A 16,320-nucleotide genomic window follows, 5' to 3' on the forward strand; every position below is an offset into this window, starting at 1 on the left:
TAGCTTTTTCGAACGCATTGAGCACAGCGTAGTATCGAATGGAATGAACGATGCCGTCAGCCGCAGCCAATCCATCGGAGCTCCAATGAGCGACATCGATCTCATCCTTGACCATATAGAAGCCAACTTGCCCGCCTCGATTGACAAGTTTGTACAATTTCTGGCCTTCCCATCCGTGTCCAGCCAGCCGGAGGGCAGAGAAGGAATTGCCGCCTGCGCAGAGTGGCTTCGGTCCGAACTGGCAGGCCTGGGCCTTGAGACACAGCTTATTACGACCGATGGTCATCCCTTGGTTATGGGCAAGTCATGGCAGCGAGACGGTTACCTGAGGGTCCTGCTCTACGGTCACTACGATGTGCAGCCAGTAGAACCCCTCGATGCATGGCGGACACCGCCATTCGAACCGGCTTGTAGGGACGAGGACGGCCTTACGCGGATTTACGCGCGTGGGGCGTCGGACAGCAAGAGCCAGGTCTGGTCCGTTCTGGAGGCACTGCGCGCCTGGAAGGAGACCCAAGGCGGGTTTCCGGTCAATGTGACGGTGCTCTTGGAGGGAGAGGAGGAAACGGGTTCTCCCAGCCTTCCCGCCTTTATCGATACGCATGGCGACGAACTTGCCTGCGATGTTGCCTTCATCAGCGACAGTGACATGTGGTCTCCGACCAGGCCGGCCATCACGACGCGTCTGAAGGGATTGTTACACGAGAAGATCACGATCGTCGCGCCCAATGGCGACCTGCATTCCGGCCATTACGGGAATGTAGCGGCCAATCCGGTGCGGATACTCGCCAAGATTCTGGCCTCTATTCATGATGACGAGGGGCGGGTCACGATCGATGGCTTTTATGATGGCGTCCGGCCTGTGCCTGCAAGGCTGCGGGAGCAATGGCGGTCTCTTGATCTCAAAGAAGCTCTTGCCGGCGTCTCGGTCTGCGGAGCCGTCCAGGAAGGCGGGCATGGCGCGATCGAGTTGATGTGGAGTCGGCCCGGCATTGATTTCAACGGCGTAGTCGGTGGCAATACTGGACCCGGCGAACGATCAGTCCTTCCTTCGTCGGCCACGGCCCGACTGTCATTCCGGCTCGTCGACGAGCAGAAGCCCGAGCGCATCAGATCTTTGTTCAGGAGGTTTGTCGAAACGCGCCTTCCTGACGGTTGCCATGTGGAATTTGATGGCGCCGGTGGAAGCTCCGCAGTGTCGGTAAACGAAGCCAGCCGATTCATCGCAGCCACGGCGCGCGCGCTTGATGCCGAATGGCCGGAGCCGACCCTGATCAAGGGAACCGGCGGCGCGGTGCCACTCGTGGGATTTCTGACCGATCGCCTTGGCATAGATTGCATTGTTACCGGCTTCATCCTCGCCGATGATGCCATTCATGCTCCGAATGAACGCTATGACGTGGAGCGGCTCCGGAAAGGAATTCGAAGCTGGGCGCGCATCCTGTCCGAACTGGAAAGCGATCGGCGGCAATAGCCTTGGCGAAAGCCGGAGCGACAAGCGGTTCCATACCGCCAGGGATCTCGGCGCCCTGCCGCCCGCCGCGTGTCGAACGCGACGTGGCTGGGTTCATTTTCAGCCATGCGGCCCCTTCCAGACCGACGTTAACTAACCAGCGGTGCACAATTCTTCGAGTCCACCGCTCCCGGACGCCGGAAGAGAACTACGCCAAAGACTGAACTTCTGATGCGCAATTGGTTCACCTCACATCTATTCGTGAAGCGCATTTTCTATTTTGTCAGTCAGGCCACTTTTAACTCGGTGTCGAAATGACACGCGAACTGACGTCCGCGGCCGCCGCTCTTCATCTCGGGAGGGGTCTGCGAACAAATGCTCTGCGCAATCGGACACCGCGAGTGGAACCGGCAACCGGAGGGAGGATTGATCGGGCTGGGGATTTCGCCCGCCAGCGTGACAATTCCCCGTTCAGCGGCAACACGAGGATCCGATTGCAGAACCGAAGCTAGCAGAGCCCGGGTGTAGGGATGCTGTGGTGTGCGATAGACCTCCTCACTCGTACCCTCCTCGACGATTTTCCCGAGATACATCACATAGAGCCGCGTCACGGCCTGTCGAACCAGCGCTAGGTCGTGAGCAATAAAAAGCATCGCCACCCCTAGATCACGCTGCAGCTCCAAGAAGAGATTCATGACTTGAGCCCGGATTGACAGGTCAAGAGCGGACACAGGCTCATCGCATATCAACACCTTCGGTTCGACCGCCAAGGCCCTGGCGATTGCGACCCGCTGCCTTTGTCCACCCGACAGTTCGCGAGGAAACCGGCTATTCATTTGGGAGGGTAAACCAACCTGGTCGAGCAACTTGCCGACCTTGGCATCGATTTGCTTGGCGGACACCTTGCCGGCAATGACAAGTGCCTCGGCTAGGGTCTCACCGACGGTCTGCCGTTCGGACAGGCTGGCATAGGGATCTTGAAAGATATACTGGATTGTACGTCGTCGATCTCGTAGCGCGCGCCCCCGGAGGGTTGAAAGGTCGGTGCCGTCCAGCACCACGCTGCCGTGTTGATGATTTTCGAGACCAACTATGGTTCGTCCGAGAGAGGATTTGCCGCACCCGGATTCGCCTACAAGGCCGACGATCTCGCCGGCATTTAGGTGAACTGAAACGTTATCGACGGCAGTGATCCATTTGTCCCGCTCCCCGCTTCTATAGCGGGTGGTCAGGTCTTTTACCTCAAGGATGCTTTTCACTGCCCTACCTCAGTTGCTCGTATTTTACAGTGCACGCCATCGAAACAAGTGATTGCGGGATGGAGTGCAGTTGGGGGCGCCCGTTGCGACAAACCGGCTGGGTAAATGCACACCGCTCGGCGAATGCGCATGCCTCCAGAGGTGCTCCCATGATCGGCGGAAGCCCGGCAATTCCCCTGAAGGGTGAACCGGAAGGATCTTCCTCTCTTGGAATCGCGTCGACCAAACCACAAGTATAAGGATGGGAGGGGGACACTAGTACGTCAGCTACGGGGCCGTACTCCACAATACGTCCCGCATACATCACGGCGACCTGATGCGCGATGGCGGCGACGACGCCCATATCGTGCGTGATCAGCACGATACCCATGTTCAATTGTTTCTGAAGGCTTTGCAGGAGCTTGAGTATTTGCGCCTGGATCGTAACGTCCAGCGCCGTTGTCGGCTCGTCCGCGATTAGCAGAGGCGGCTCGCTCGCAACCGCAATCGCAATCATGACGCGCTGTCGCAGACCACCCGACAGTTCATGAGGATATTGTCTCATGCGCTGGGCTGGGTCCGACATTCCAACCAGGGAGAGCAATTCCTCAGCGCGCTTCTCAGCTTGCCGGGTGGTCAAGCCAAGCTGCTTTTGCGCCACCTCCGCGATCTGTCGGCCCACCCGCCTGACCGGATTCAGGGCGCTCATCGGATCTTGGAAGATCACTCCAACCGATTTCCCGCGAACATGGCGCAGGCTGGAAGGCGGCAAAGCTGCAATATTTGTGCCGGCGATGTTGAATGAACCGCTGATCTGAACCGCCAGCCCAACTGGCATAAGGTCGAGCGGCGCGAAGTTCATCACCGTCTTGCCGGAGCCGCTCTCGCCGACGATGGCCAGGGTCTCTCCCCTGCGCACGCTGTAGCTGACCCGGTCAACAGGCCTAAGTGCACCATTCTTGGTGAAGAGATCCACGCTGAGATCTCTGACCTCCAGAACTTTATCTGTGCTCATGTCGCAATTCGCTTTTTCGGATCTTCGATTGGTGCTCGTTCCCATGACGCAGCGACAAGCCGGCCGCGCCGCAAAACTGAGCGTCGCAAGTCGCGCGGCACACGGTTCAGTGCAATCGCTTCGCCCAGCAAGTTGAAGCTGACGACGACTCCTGTGATCGCAAAGCCGGGAAGCAGTACCATCCATGGATTGAGATCGAGGTACGGCAACGCATCAACGAGCATCTGCCCCCACTCCGGTGTGGGCGGTTGTATGCCCAGTCCGAGAAACGAAAGAGTCGCAATTGATAGTGCAATCCCTCCTGCATCCGCTGAAACATAGACCAGCACCATTCCCACCGTTGATGGAAGCAGATGACGGAAATAGATTCGCAGCGGGCTGGCCCCAAGAACCCGGAGTGCTTCGATATGCGGCCGGTTCAATATCCCGATCGCCACGCCGCGGGCGACGCGAGTAGAACCTGCCCAGAACGCCAGGATCAGCGCCAGCACCATGTTCCAGTAGCCCGTTCCGAGCATGCCGATGATTGCGAGAGCTATGATGAGCGACGGAAGCGCCATGAACAGTTCCACGAAGCGCATCAGGATCTCTTCGGTCCGACCTTTGACGAAGCCGGCGAAAGTACCCAGCGTGACTCCGATGAGGAGCTTGAACGTCACGACAATGGTCATGGCGACAACTGTTGTTCGAGCCGATACAATCAAGCGCGAGAAGACATCGCGGCCGATATGGTCTGTCCCGAGCCAATGATCGGCTGAGGGACCAGCGAAGCGGGCAGTAAGATCCTGTAGGTTGGGGTCGTGGGGGACCAGCCACGAACCGAATGCTCCGAGAAAGAGAAACAGAGCTACCCCAATCAGTGCGGACTTTGGAAAGTTGCTGAACGCCTCTCCGATGGAATACCAAAAGCGCTTCATGCCACCTGCCTCCGCAGCTTAGGATCCGCCGCAATCATCAGCAAGTCGGCTACCAGGTTCACCAGCGAGACATACAGTACAAACGCCAGGAGACAGGCCTGCATGACCATGAAATCTCTGGTGCGAACGCCTGCTACAAAGAGCTCGCCGATGCCGTGCAAGGCGAAAAGCGGTTCGACGATGATCGCGCCGATTGTCATCGAGCCGATCATGTTGCCCAGCGCGCTAACATATGCGGGAACTGCATTGGGTAAAGCGTCGCGGAGCATGATATGCAGGACCGAGAACCCCTTCGCGCGCGCCGTCAGGGCATAAGGCCGTGTCATCGCTTCGGAAATGCCGATCCGGAGCACACGAGAGAGCACAGCAGCGGAAGGTGCCGCCATCGCGATTGAGGGGAGTACCCAACTCAAAATGGAGCTGTCGCCAAACGAGGGCAGCCATCGCAAATTCACGGCGAAAAGCAGGATCAGAACTGCGCCTCCGAAAAACACTGGTGTCGACGCGCCTAGCAGAGCCATGACCCGCACTATGTGGTCGGGGAAACGTCCTGGCCACGCCGCTCCGATCAGTCCCATCGCTGCCGAGAGGAGTATCGTTACGATGCTCCCCCCGAGAATGAGCTTCATCGTAGTTGGTACTCTTGCTTTGATGGCCTTGCCGACATCTTCGCCGGTTATATAGGCAATGCCGAAATCACCTTGGGCGACGCCTTGCAACCAGTGCCAATAGCGAACAGGAACGGGATCGTTCAGCCCGAGCTCCTGCGCGACCTGGTCTACCATAGCCTTGGATGCGCCCGGAAAGCGCAGCTCGGCGATGAGCTGCGCGACGTTTCCCGGGGCAGCCACGACGAGCCCGAAACACAACACTGACGCCATCAGCAGCAGCAGTGCTGAGTTTCGCAATCGGCGCCTTAGATAAATAAACATGAGCAAGACACCTTCCCGGAACTACGACTTCAACACGATACCTCGATAGGGGAACTCTGTATCGGTGGGAGGGACCTTGAAACCGTCGACGCGACTCGAAGCTGCCCAATATGTCGGCGGGTAGAGAACCGGTGAATATAGGACTTCTTCACGAAGCTTGTCGTAGAAGACCTGCAGTGCAGCCAACTGCGCTTCATCTCCCATCGCTTCAGTGGCAGCTGCGATGAGTGGATCCAGACTTGGATCGAGCGCGACCTTGCCGTCGGACCCGCTTTCTATCGTGGATAGGAACAGAAGCGTCACCGAGCCGAATGGATCATAGGGAGCGCCATAGGTCTGAAAGATTGCGATGTCATATTCGCGCTTAGGAATCTCGGAATGACGGGAGGCGTGGTCGACGGAATGCACCGTGACCTCTATGCCTATTTCACCAAGCTGCTGCTGAAGAACTTCGCCAAACACCTTGGAGCCGGCGATAAAATCGTCTGAAACCAGAAGCTCCACGGACAAGGTCTTGCCACTCTTCGAGCGGTATGGCGCACCGGTCCAACCGGCGTTCTCGAGCAGTTGCTTCGCTTTCTCGACGTTGCGGACGGGTGCGTCATGCCTCGTGCCCGACAATGGCACGGTTGGTCCGAGAAGATCACCAGCCGGAGCGGCGTCGCCATTGAAGAGCACAGCCGATACGGCAGTGCGGTCGTAGCCAACATCAATCGCCTGTCGTACGGCCTTTTCCGCAAGGGCGGCGTTCCGTTGGGTATTGAAGGAAAGCACCATCGTCATCGAGCCCTGCGCGGTGATGACGTTGATTCCCGCCCGCCGCAACGTGTCCGCCTCCTGCGATGTCAGCGCGGCCGCTCCGCCGCCGACAATGTCCAGTTCATCAGAACGCATGGCATCAACACGGGAACGAGAATCCGGCATAACGGTGATCTCGATCCCGGAAAAAGATGGCTTATCACCCCAATACTTGTCGTTGCGAATGAAAGAGCTGCCGGACGTCGAGTTTTTTTTAACGATCCACGGCCCAGTTCCAACCGGTGCCTTGAGGGTTCCGTCCTCCTTGACGGAAATGGGGGACAGGAAACGTACGGGCCGAATATAGCTCAGTTCATACGTGAGGCCCGGTACGGGTTGCGTAAACTTGATCTCGATCGTGTGCTGGTCGATCTTCTGGACACCCGAGAAATACTTGGAGGCGTTGATCCAGGAATTGTCCGCAACACCCATCCAGAGTTTCAGGTTCCAGATAGCCGAATCCGCGTCGAAGGGATGCCCGTCGGTAAAGCTTACATTCTTCCGCAAATTCAGCGTCAATCGAGTGTCGTTGTCGGAAAGGCTCCAGGATTCTGCGAGGCAGGGTACCGGAGCACCTCCTTCCCCATATCTAATCAATGGCTCGTAAATGAGATCTTGCAGTTGGAACTGAGCGACGTAGTCACGCGCGTCCAGATTGGCGGATGCCTTGGCCACCGCGATGCGCAATGTGCCGATCGGATCGGCAGCCATCGCGGATATGATCGTGCCGTCCAATCCTAACAGGACCGGCGCAGCCGCAAAAGATTTTAGAATGTTGCGACGTGTAACTTTCATTGAGCTTCTCCTATCGCCCTTTTCCCCATTTGTGTGACCCGATCGAACTGGCCTGCGGATCCGACTTTGCTTTTGTCGGGTTTCTTGAGAAGTCGCCGAAAGAGCGCTTGTCGAAAACAGTTCCGCAGACGCTGTCGAATTGCACGCAGAACCTCTGTCCTTTCGGCATGGCTGGATTCACGCCAGCTGCATGAACGAAGTTGGCATGGCGCAGTTCATGCCGTCTAATATTTTTATGAGGCTAAACTATTCTCGATAGTTATACCTTTGGGTGGCATGCATTCGGGGTAACATGGGCAAAACCCCTGCGGGGGTAATTGCCGTCCGCAGCCCGGCGGTCTTCCCTGTTCGCGCAGGTAGAAGGGCGGGTTGCTATCATTGTCGCGTTGAGATCGCGACCATGCGCTGCCGAGAATATCGCAACTCCAGACTCATGAGGGACCGCTGGGTTCCCGCCCATCTTCCACAGAATTGCGGTCGGTAGTAGTCCGAATGGGACATCCTCTTGGATATAGCGGCTTTCGATAGTTGTCGGGCCAAAGCCGCCACGGCCTTGGCGATCCATCTCTTGGTTCATTTTCGAAACAGTGCTCATGGGGACGTGGAACGACAATGAAAAATGTTCCTGGACGGTACGAACCGCGATATCGAAATGGGCAGCTATGGCCAACCGTTCGGCATCCAGAGCCTCGATAAAACGGCCAACGGCAGGAGTGACGTTTCCCCCCTGGCTCCACTGCTCGGCCTTCTCCATGCGTGTGAGATTGAGAAGGGCAATTCCCAGATGGTTCTGCGGATTGAGGTTGCTGAGCGCGATCGCAAGCAGACCGTCGCGCTTGACGAAACGATCGCCGAACAAGGTCATGACCAATTTGAAACCCAGATGGCCGGTCGAGGCTGAACAAAGCAAGGTCAGCGCCCGCCCAGGGCGCTGAACTGTTTGAGCCGTGGATTGCAACCGGAATGACCGTATCGCGATGATTGACCTGTTCAGACCTAAGCTGCATGGAAGCCGACTTCCTTGAACCGCTTGGGCAGCAGGAAGTCGATGACCGAAAAGGCGATGATGCTGAGCCCAGTGAGCGGAAACACGATGCAGACGCAGATGGCGATGACCATGATCGTCACCGGCACCTGATAATTCTTCGGGTAAAGCGGGGCGCCCAGCGTGCCCGCAGGCCGCCGCTTCCACCACATGATGATCCCCGACATGCCCATGAATATCACAGCCAGGCAGAACAGGGTGTTGAGCGCGGTGTTCCACAGGCCGAGATTCGCCTGGTGGAGAGCGATGCCGACGGCCATCGCCTTTCCTGCAAGCCCGTAGTCGGCGAAGCGGACGTCGGCCAAGATCTTGCCCGTATACCGGTCGATGTGCACGGTCCGGTCGCCTGTCGGGCTGTGCGTGTCGCCATCCATGGAATCGGCGGAGATCGTGTAGACGCCGTCCTCGGCAGCCGGGACGTTGATGCGGAACTGGTCGTTGAACCCGATCGACCTTGCGAAAGCAGCGACTGTGTCGAGATTGACGGGCGTTCCCATTGGCAAACCGGTGACGCCGGCGTTGGAACCCGAGACGGGAAGCGGCGTCTGCTCCAGTGCCCAGGGCACTTCCTTGAGCGCACCGTGGTTCATGCTTGCATGGGTTTTATCGGAAAGCGGAACATTGTCCCACTTCGCCGCCGGGAAAGCGCTCCAGGCCTGGACGATCTTGGTGCCCCAGATGCCTGTCCATGACAAGCCGGAGATGAAGAAGAACAGCAGCACCACCGAGATGTAGAATCCGAGCGAGACGTGGAGTTCCTTCCAGAATGCGCGCCCGCCCGCTCTGACGTTCGGAAACAGCACGCGGGACAGTGAACGGCCGTTGCGCGGCCACCACAGATAGAGGCCGCTCAGCACAAGCACGATGCCCAACCCGGCAGCGATCTCCTGCAACCGGTCGCCGAAGTCGCCGAGCAGCAAGGTGCCGTGGATGTGGTCGGCCCAGTAGAACCATGTCTGGTCCTTGACGATCGTGTCGACGACGGCCGGGCCGTGCGGATCGACCGACACCACCACGTTCTGGTTATTGGCATCGACGACGAAGACGCTTGCCCGATCAGGGTCGACAGGGCTGACCAGCATCTTCACCTTGCTGCCCGGAACCGCATTTTGAGCGGCAAGCGCCTGCGCAGCCAAGCTGGCGCGTTCGCCGCCGGGCGTAACATAATGCTTCTGGCCCAGGAACGTTTCGATGGAATTGCCGTAGACCATGATGAGGCCGGTCGTCGCCAGGACCATCAGGAACGGAATGACGATCAAGCCAGCATAGAAATGCCAGCGCCAGATGGCCCGGTAGAGCCGGGTGCTTGACAGGCCATCCTGCGATGGCATGGAAATTGAAGTCATGGGTTCTCTCCAGATTGGACACGGCGTCGCTCGCGACGCGAATGACGCGTTTTGAATTGTGAAAAACCGAGGCCGGGCCGGCCTCAGTCGCGCACGATGCCGGGTAGGACGAAGTGGGCGAGGATGGCGACATGGCCAAACAGCCACATCACCGCCCAGGCGTCCTTGGCGTCGAGGCCGTCGCCGTGCAGGTCGAACATCGCCGCACTGTCCGGAGCAAGGATCGAGATCCCGGCCAGGAACAGTCCCCGGCAAGGGCTCCGGTCAGGAACGTCGCCGCGATCTCGGCGAGCGGATGGTTTGCTGACGGATCGGACCTCACGACACGGCTCCGCCGGCGATCAGCTTGCGCAGCTTCCCCAGACGCATATCCATGGCCTCGCCATAGGAAATCGTGCCAGCGAACTGGCCTTTCGCGTCCATCAGGAAGATCGAAGCGGTGTGGTTCATCGTGTAGTCGCCGCCGTCGAGCGGGATCTTCTCCCAATAGGCACGGTAGGACTTGCCGACAGCATCGATCTCGGCCTCGGTGCCGGTCAGGCCGACGATGCGCTTGTCGAAAGACTGAAGGTAGCGGGCAAGGAATTCGGGCGTATCCCTCGTCGGATCGACCGAGATGAACAGCACTTTCAGTCTATCCGCATCCGGGCCTAGCGTTTTCAGGGCCTCAGTCATTTCCCAGAGCGTGGTCGGGCACACTTCGGGACAATGCGTGAAGCCGAAAAAGACCGCGAAGGGTTTTCCCTTGAGGTCGGCATCCGAAAGCGGCTTTCCGTCCTGCGTGGTCAGCTTGAACGGACCGCCGATCGTCACCGCGCCGGCGAGAACCGCCGGCGGCTTTTCGGGTGACCATGCGTAGAGACCGCCGGCTACGACGAGCAGGACGATCGCCGTCAGGGCCAGGATGATTGTTCTGGAACGGCCAGCCATGTCAGCCTCCATGGTCATGGGCTTCGGCCTCGCCGCCAACGGCGTCGACCGAATAGTTGACGGTCACGGTGCCGGCCTTCTCAAAGGTCAATGTGCCGGTGAAGCTTTCGCCCTGCTTGATCTGGTGCTTCAACTCCATGAACATGATGTGGAAGGAACCCGGCTTCAGCGATACCTCGCCGCCGGCCGGAATTTCGATCCCGCCCTGAACCGGATGCATGGTCATGACGCCGGCGGCATCGACCGCCATCTCGTGAATTTCGGTCTTGCCGGCGATCTCGGCGGTCGCGGAAATCAGCCGGTCGGGTGCGGAGCCTTCGTTGCTCAGTCCGAGGTAGCCGGCCGCCACCGCAGCGCCTTCCGGCGTGGCGCGCGACCATGGATGTTCGATCTCGATATCGCCGACGTTGAATTCATGCGCCCAGAGCGGATGGGTCATGGCGAAAAGCAAGGCAAAGGCAAAGACGAGCAAGCCTGCACGTTCTTCCACGCTGCGGAACTTCGATTTTGAATGGGTAATGCCAAGTGAGCGCACGAAGGTGCGGGTAGAGAATGTCATTGGAAACTCCACGAATGATGGATTCGCGCCGATCAAGGCCGCGAATGTTCTGATGGCAGACAGTTCCGGTCAGGCGTCCTGGCGCGCAGCCGGATAGCGATCAGACGGTTTGTGGAGGCGCGCGCGGATTGCCGGGCTGGTGGTCGTCCGGCGAAAGATTGAGGCGAGGAGAGACAACCGGAACAATACCGGCATCGAGCGGCAGGTCTGCCGGAAGCGATGCGGCCTCTGGCGGCGAGCCGAGGGCCTGCGCAACCATCGGGCATCCGAGCGTGCAGCAATTGGGCAGGCTGCCGTGGTCGCCGGTCTTGCCTGGATCAGACTGGCCGACGCTGCTGAGGCATAGCGGATTGCCGAAGGTATCGAGCTCGCCCGGTCCGACGCCGATCGCGTAAGCGCCTACGACGGTTTGCAGGACGAGCATAAGGGCTGCGACAAGCGCCGCCCTCAGATTCCATCCCGCGCGTCGTGATCTCACGAGCATCCCCCGGCAGACGATTCAGGATTGATAGCAGTGGCCGTCGTTCGAGGAAACCACCTTGGCGATCATGCGGCAATCTGGCGTGGCATCAGCTGTTATTGCGGCGGCAAGGTTCCGAACAGACTGACGAGAACGACCACGCAAAAGCCCAGTACCAGTTCGGCCAGCGTGCAGAGGCGAAGGCCGTGCAGCGCTCCTTCGCCATTTCTCGTCCTGGGGACAAGCACGTATCGGTTGACGATTGCAAACGCAATCATTGCGGCAACCAAAGCCAGCTTACAAAGCAGCAGCACCTGGTAAGGAGATGACGTGTCGGTCGGCCACTGGCCGAGCACCAGTTTCACATTGATCAGGCCCGACGCGATCACCGCCGCCACCGCGACATGGCCTAATCCCGAAAATCCCTGGAGCGCATCGGAAACATCCGACCGCAGTTCGTTATCGCCGAGCTTGCCAAGGCATAGCAGCAGTGGAACCAGCGCGCCCAGCCAGAAGCCGCCGGCCAGAAGATGAACGACATGGCTTGCGCGGCTGACAGACCCTTCTGCTCCCTCGAGCATGACGGCGTGGCCGACAAAGCCCAGGCTGCCGAGATAGAAAGCGCTCACCATCGACATGAGCCGCCAGTAGCCACCAAGCCGGGCCAGGGCCAATCCGGCCAGAACGGCGCCCAGCAGGAGATGTAACAGCCAGACGTGGCCGAATTCCGTATCTGCAAGAACCGAATACCAGGTCGCCGGATTCCAGACATCGCTCCACCCGTCTCCCATCTCGCCCACGGCAAGAAGAAGCCAGGCAACAGCGCTCAGAAAGGCAAGAGCGGCCGCAAGCTGGACGATGCGTCGAAGCACTGCCTCAAGCGCGTTGGCGAGGGGCAGCGTAACCAGCCAACCTTGAAACACACCAATCCCGAACAGGATCAGCGCGGAGCCATAATGCAGTGCCCTGCAAAGGACGAGCGCGTCGTCCACGCGTAGCCCTACTGCATCGATTCGAAGCTGTAGGCGCCCTTGATCTTGTGACCGTCGCGCGACAGAGCGTGCCAGTCGACCGTGTACTTGCCATCGGGAAGCGCCGACTTGAACGGCACGACGAGCGTGGTGTTGTCTTTCGGGTCAAGCGTGGCCGGCCCAGTGGCGACGGCATCCTTCTTCGCTCCCACCACCTTGACGCCGGTGAATTTCAGCTCGATTCCTTCCGAGAATTTGAGCCTGAGTTCGGTCGGTGCTGGCATCGCGTGGGAGTCAGCCGCCGGTGTTTCCGAGACGAGCTTCGCGTGTGCGGAAGCCGCGCCTGCGAAACCTGTCGCAGCGAGCGAACAGGCCAGGAAAAGCGACGAAGCAAAGAAATTTGAGCGAGCCATAAGAAACTCCATCGTTATGAAGCCGGTGACCATTGCCGTCCGCACCGAGCCTGACACGAGCTATCACAGGATCGTGCGCGGACAATACTCACGACTCGGTGAGCGGCCTCCCTCCTGGTGAAATGTTCGATGTTGCCAGCCTTGATGCGCCAGCAGATCGCCTACGGCCTTCCGGCAGCTGCAGAGAGAGCGACTGTCAATCCGAAATCACAGCCGGGATCGAGTGGCCGTAGCCAAAGTCCGGCAGTTGATCCAGGGCAGCGTTAGCCGCCCCGCCTAGATCGTTTGCGAGCCGGGCATTAGTATTCAGTGTATTGTGCATCTATGGACTGGATCGTAACGCGACCATCCGGGATGGTGACGTTGTCAGGATTGCCGGTGCGCGCAAACGCTGTCGTGCCGAAGATGAAGGGCAGCTCGCAGGTATGAACGAACCACATGCGACCACCCTCGACGAGGCTCTCCCATCGAAGCAATAGGCATAAACCGGCGCAACTGAAGTCCGTCAGCACGGGCGAGGCGGAAGTGACTTGCCAACTCGGAAAACACTCAGATTAGGCAAGGCGTGTACGCGTGGGCCGATTCTGACGGCGGCAACTTGGATGATAAGCAGCGCAGGGTGGCTATCTCGATCCGAGGCATGCCAGCGCTGCATTTCGGTACCGCTTGGTTAAGATGGCTTGGCAAGCACCAGACCTATGTTCGGATTTTTTGCCTCAGCTACCCGCCGCAAGGAAGGACGAAAAGCGGCCAGATCGAGCGTGAGGAAAGGCGGCAGCACTCTTCCGCTACAAAATCTGACTAACTCGTTGAAGCGTATGCTAAATCGTCCTTTCGATGGTAGCGCCTCTGGACTGAATTGCCCAATGAGATCAACGGAGCACCCCACTCAGAAGTAGCCTTGAATTCACAAGTTGTTGCCTCGATGATGATTCAATATGTCGCGAATATTCGCTGAATTTCACCACGCTCTGTTGTCCGCGCCAGCGCGAGGCCGAGCAGGATGCGCGCCTTCTGCGGCGTCAGATTGTCCGCCGTCATGATACCAATGGCGCGGTGCCGAGCGCTGTCCAGGGCGCGGCCGCTTCCGGCACGAGATGATTGCAGCGCTACGACACCTCGAGAGATGGTGTCTTCAAGCGCGGCGACCTCGGCTGGCGTGCCCATTCCCGGCGCGAAACCGGCGAGCACGATGCCTTTCGCACCCGCGTCTGCGAAGGCATTTATCGCAGTTCCGTCCGAGCCGGCGTAGCTGTAGGCGATGTCGACGCGCGGCATGTTCTCGATGTCGGCGACGGAGAATTCACTGCCTGTCGTGTGGAGCCTCTCGGGCTTGCGATAGTAGACCACGACGTCGCCATCGACCTGGCCCAATATGCCAAAGTCCGGGCTGTGAAAGGCATGCAGGCGGAAAGTCGATCGCTTCGTGACCTCCCGCGCGGCATGGACTTCGTCGTTGAGGACGACCAGCACGCCTCGGCCACTCGACGCGGGAGCCACCGCAACCCTGATAGCGTTGACCAGGTTTGCCTGGGCGTCCGATGACAGACCGTTGAGCGGGCGCTGCGACCCCACGACAACCACCGGAATTGTCAGCTTCAGCGTCAGCGACAGGCAGTAGGCGGTTTCGTCCAGCGTTGCGGTGCCATGGCCGATGACGATGCCCGCGAGCTCCAGGTTTTCTTCGGCGAGCCTGGTGCAGAGCAGCGCCAGATCCCGCCAGTCTTCAGCGGTGATCGCAGTGCTTTCGATGTTCTTAAAACGAACCGGCGTTACTCGAGCCAGACCACCCAACGGCGGCAGCTGCGCGACGATGTCCTCGGCGTGAAGTCTGTTGTCGTTGTTTCCATAATCCAGGACATCAAACGCATCCTTGCCGATCGACGCGATCGTGCCGCCGGCTCCGATGAAAGCCACGTCGGGTATTGATCTTGCCATGGGCTATCGTTCTTCCGTGGGATCAGCCGCCGAGCGCGCCCTGCTGTGCAAGACGGCGATATTTCTGGATCACGGTTTGATAGCGCAAAGGATCGGCGAAAAGCGAGACCTCAAAAAGCTCTTCGGCCTCTCCCCGGGACAATAGTGCCATTTGAACCGCAGCATCCTTGACGGGCAGTCCCTGCTCGGCGGCGAAGCGGGCCACCGATCCGGCTTTCGGATAGTCGAAGACAGCCGCGATCGCGGTGGAAAGCGCAAGCGAACCTTCCGCCGCCGCGCGGCACGTCGCCTCATTGGCGTCGATGCCCGCGATGCATTTCGAAACGAGCAATGGTATCGCCCGGTCGAGCAACACGATCGACTCGGTCACGGCATTCAGAATGATCGATTCCCAGACATTGAGATCGAGTTCACCCTCGCAGGCGCGGGTGACGGTGGCGTCGTTGCCGAGAATGCGGAAATAGACCTGAATGGCCATTTCCGGAATGACCGGGTTGACCTTGCCGGGCATGATCGACGAACCCGGCTGCACAGCCGGCAGCGTGATTTCGGAAAAGCCGGCGCGCGGGCCTGATGACATCAAGCGCAAGTCTGCGCACATCTTGGCCATCGATAGCGCCAGCGTCTTCAGCACGCCGGACATCGATATCCACTGATCGGCATTCTGCAGTCCGTCGAAGAAGTTCTCGTCGGGTTCCAGCGCAAGCCCCGTGACGTGGCTAAGCTCCGCATAGACCGCCTTCTTGTAGCCGGCGAGCGCGCCGAATTCCGTGCCGACCGCAGTCGCACCTAGAGGCAAGCGCAGACACTTTTCCCTGGCGCTTTCCAACTCGCGAAAGATGCGCTGGAAACCATGCCTGTAACCCGACAACTGCTGGCCAAGCGTGATCGGCAGTGCATCCTGGAAGCAAGTGCGCGAGAGTTTGATCACGTCGGCGAACTCGACCTCCTTGGCGGCCAGCGCCTCCACCAGGATCGACACGGTGCCCTCAAGCTGCGCCAGCAACCCATGCACGGCCAGTTTCATCGCCGACGGGATGACGTCGTTGGTTGATTGCGCCATGTTCACATCGGTGTTGGGATGGACGCGGTCGTAACCCTTGCGCCCGGTTAACGCTTCGTTGGCCCGGTTCGCCAGGACCTCGTTGACATTCATGTTGGCGGCGGTACCGCCGCCACCGTGGTAGATGTCGACGCAGAATTGCGAAGGTTCGAAGTTTTCCAGGCAATATGCGCCGGCGCCGACGATCGCTTCGGCGATGTCCCTCGCCAGTCCGCCGGCTGCCAGATTGGCGAGCGCCGCAGCCTGCTTAATGCGAATGACACTCTGGGTAAAACCGGGAATATCAGCGATCGTCTTGCCTGAGATGGAGAAATTCTCCTGCGCGCGGACTGTCTGGATGCCATAGTAGTGAGCGTTGTCGATGCGCCGGCTGCCCAGGGCGTCCGTCTCAATGCGATCGCCATCGCTACCCGTTAAGCCTGGCATAGTCTCATTCATGTCGAAGTC

The 16,320-nt window shown here is 59.1% G+C and carries 15 protein-coding genes and 1 pseudogene; 1 reads left to right on the top strand and 15 read right to left on the bottom strand.

What is annotated here, in order from left to right; all coding sequences use genetic code 11:
* Nucleotides 1-85 precede the first annotated feature (85 nt).
* Entirely contained in the window at nucleotides 86-1,474 is a 1,389-nt protein-coding gene (locus tag NKH71_RS11125; RefSeq protein WP_352894956.1) for a M20/M25/M40 family metallo-hydrolase, read from the top strand.
* Nucleotides 1,475-1,740: 266 nt separating this feature from the next.
* Here the strand turns inward: NKH71_RS11125 and NKH71_RS11130 are convergent, their stop codons facing one another.
* From NKH71_RS11130 to NKH71_RS11200, 15 genes and pseudogenes are all read right to left on the bottom strand, one after another.
* Nucleotides 1,741-2,712 (bottom strand): ABC transporter ATP-binding protein, encoded by a 972-nt coding sequence (locus tag NKH71_RS11130; RefSeq protein ID WP_352894957.1) that lies wholly within the window; start codon nucleotides 2,710-2,712, stop codon nucleotides 1,741-1,743.
* 4 nt (nucleotides 2,713-2,716) lie between these two features.
* Nucleotides 2,717-3,706: an ABC transporter ATP-binding protein gene (locus NKH71_RS11135; RefSeq protein WP_352894959.1), complete on the bottom strand. Its 990-nt coding sequence runs from the start codon at nucleotides 3,704-3,706 to the stop codon at nucleotides 2,717-2,719.
* The gene (locus tag NKH71_RS11140) at nucleotides 3,703-4,623 is read right to left on the bottom strand and encodes an ABC transporter permease (RefSeq protein WP_352894960.1); all 921 of its coding nucleotides are present in this window, start codon (nucleotides 4,621-4,623) and stop codon (nucleotides 3,703-3,705) included. Before NKH71_RS11140 ends, NKH71_RS11135 begins: the two co-directional genes overlap by 4 nt.
* A complete protein-coding gene (locus NKH71_RS11145; RefSeq protein WP_352894962.1) occupies nucleotides 4,620-5,555 on the bottom strand; it encodes an ABC transporter permease in 936 nt (311 codons plus the stop codon). The genes NKH71_RS11140 and NKH71_RS11145 overlap by 4 nt, the downstream gene beginning before the upstream one ends.
* Nucleotides 5,556-5,576: 21 nt before the next feature.
* On the bottom strand, nucleotides 5,577-7,148 hold the full coding sequence (locus NKH71_RS11150; protein ID WP_352894964.1) for an ABC transporter substrate-binding protein: 1,572 nt from the start codon (nucleotides 7,146-7,148) through the stop codon (nucleotides 5,577-5,579).
* 233 nt (nucleotides 7,149-7,381) lie between these two features.
* Nucleotides 7,382-8,028: pseudogene (locus tag NKH71_RS11155) on the bottom strand (NAD/NADP octopine/nopaline dehydrogenase family protein); the annotation flags it as partial.
* A 116-nt stretch (nucleotides 8,029-8,144) separates the two neighbouring features.
* Nucleotides 8,145-9,539 (bottom strand): PepSY-associated TM helix domain-containing protein, encoded by a 1,395-nt coding sequence (locus tag NKH71_RS11160; protein WP_352894966.1) that lies wholly within the window; start codon nucleotides 9,537-9,539, stop codon nucleotides 8,145-8,147.
* A 318-nt stretch (nucleotides 9,540-9,857) separates the two neighbouring features.
* Nucleotides 9,858-10,469 carry an SCO family protein gene (locus NKH71_RS11165; RefSeq protein WP_352894967.1) on the bottom strand — a complete coding sequence of 204 codons (612 nt, stop codon included), beginning with the start codon at nucleotides 10,467-10,469 and terminating at the stop codon, nucleotides 9,858-9,860.
* A gap of 1 nt (nucleotide 10,470) precedes the next feature.
* Nucleotides 10,471-11,028: a copper chaperone PCu(A)C gene (locus NKH71_RS11170; protein WP_352894969.1), complete on the bottom strand. Its 558-nt coding sequence runs from the start codon at nucleotides 11,026-11,028 to the stop codon at nucleotides 10,471-10,473.
* A 100-nt stretch (nucleotides 11,029-11,128) separates the two neighbouring features.
* Nucleotides 11,129-11,506, bottom strand: coding sequence for a hypothetical protein (locus NKH71_RS11175; RefSeq protein WP_352894970.1), 378 nt, complete (start codon nucleotides 11,504-11,506; stop codon nucleotides 11,129-11,131).
* A gap of 98 nt (nucleotides 11,507-11,604) precedes the next feature.
* Nucleotides 11,605-12,480, bottom strand: a complete 876-nt coding sequence (gene copD / locus NKH71_RS11180; RefSeq protein WP_352894971.1) for a copper homeostasis membrane protein CopD — start codon at nucleotides 12,478-12,480, stop codon at nucleotides 11,605-11,607.
* 8 nt (nucleotides 12,481-12,488) lie between these two features.
* Entirely contained in the window at nucleotides 12,489-12,905 is a 417-nt protein-coding gene (copC, locus tag NKH71_RS11185; protein WP_352894972.1) for a copper homeostasis periplasmic binding protein CopC, read from the bottom strand.
* A gap of 266 nt (nucleotides 12,906-13,171) precedes the next feature.
* Nucleotides 13,172-13,312 carry a hypothetical protein gene (locus tag NKH71_RS11190; protein WP_352894973.1) on the bottom strand — a complete coding sequence of 47 codons (141 nt, stop codon included), beginning with the start codon at nucleotides 13,310-13,312 and terminating at the stop codon, nucleotides 13,172-13,174.
* 493 nt (nucleotides 13,313-13,805) lie between these two features.
* On the bottom strand, nucleotides 13,806-14,810 hold the full coding sequence (locus NKH71_RS11195; RefSeq protein ID WP_352894974.1) for an asparaginase: 1,005 nt from the start codon (nucleotides 14,808-14,810) through the stop codon (nucleotides 13,806-13,808).
* Between the two features lie 22 nt (nucleotides 14,811-14,832).
* Nucleotides 14,833-16,311 (bottom strand): aspartate ammonia-lyase, encoded by a 1,479-nt coding sequence (locus NKH71_RS11200; RefSeq protein ID WP_352894975.1) that lies wholly within the window; start codon nucleotides 16,309-16,311, stop codon nucleotides 14,833-14,835.
* Nucleotides 16,312-16,320: the final 9 nt, after the last annotated feature.

The organism is Mesorhizobium sp. M0983, from assembly GCF_040318975.1.
Lineage (GTDB): Bacteria > Pseudomonadota > Alphaproteobacteria > Rhizobiales > Rhizobiaceae > Mesorhizobium.

What these genes read in the sequence shown, in the direction of transcription:
- NKH71_RS11125 (WP_352894956.1), top strand. Translation starts at nt 86, where the DNA reads ATGAGCGACATCGATCTCATCCTTGACCATATAGAAGCCAACTTGCCC.
- NKH71_RS11135 (WP_352894959.1), bottom strand. Translation starts at nt 3,706, where the DNA reads ATGAGCACAGATAAAGTTCTGGAGGTCAGAGATCTCAGCGTGGATCTC.
- NKH71_RS11140 (WP_352894960.1), bottom strand. Translation starts at nt 4,623, where the DNA reads ATGAAGCGCTTTTGGTATTCCATCGGAGAGGCGTTCAGCAACTTTCCA.
- NKH71_RS11145 (WP_352894962.1), bottom strand. Translation starts at nt 5,555, where the DNA reads ATGTTTATTTATCTAAGGCGCCGATTGCGAAACTCAGCACTGCTGCTG.
- NKH71_RS11150 (WP_352894964.1), bottom strand. Translation starts at nt 7,148, where the DNA reads ATGAAAGTTACACGTCGCAACATTCTAAAATCTTTTGCGGCTGCGCCG.
- NKH71_RS11160 (WP_352894966.1), bottom strand. Translation starts at nt 9,539, where the DNA reads ATGACTTCAATTTCCATGCCATCGCAGGATGGCCTGTCAAGCACCCGG.
- NKH71_RS11165 (WP_352894967.1), bottom strand. Translation starts at nt 10,469, where the DNA reads ATGGCTGGCCGTTCCAGAACAATCATCCTGGCCCTGACGGCGATCGTC.
- NKH71_RS11170 (WP_352894969.1), bottom strand. Translation starts at nt 11,028, where the DNA reads ATGACATTCTCTACCCGCACCTTCGTGCGCTCACTTGGCATTACCCAT.
- copC (WP_352894972.1), bottom strand. Translation starts at nt 12,905, where the DNA reads ATGGTCACCGGCTTCATAACGATGGAGTTTCTTATGGCTCGCTCAAAT.
- NKH71_RS11190 (WP_352894973.1), bottom strand. Translation starts at nt 13,312, where the DNA reads ATGTGGTTCGTTCATACCTGCGAGCTGCCCTTCATCTTCGGCACGACA.
- NKH71_RS11195 (WP_352894974.1), bottom strand. Translation starts at nt 14,810, where the DNA reads ATGGCAAGATCAATACCCGACGTGGCTTTCATCGGAGCCGGCGGCACG.
- NKH71_RS11200 (WP_352894975.1), bottom strand. Translation starts at nt 16,311, where the DNA reads ATGAATGAGACTATGCCAGGCTTAACGGGTAGCGATGGCGATCGCATT.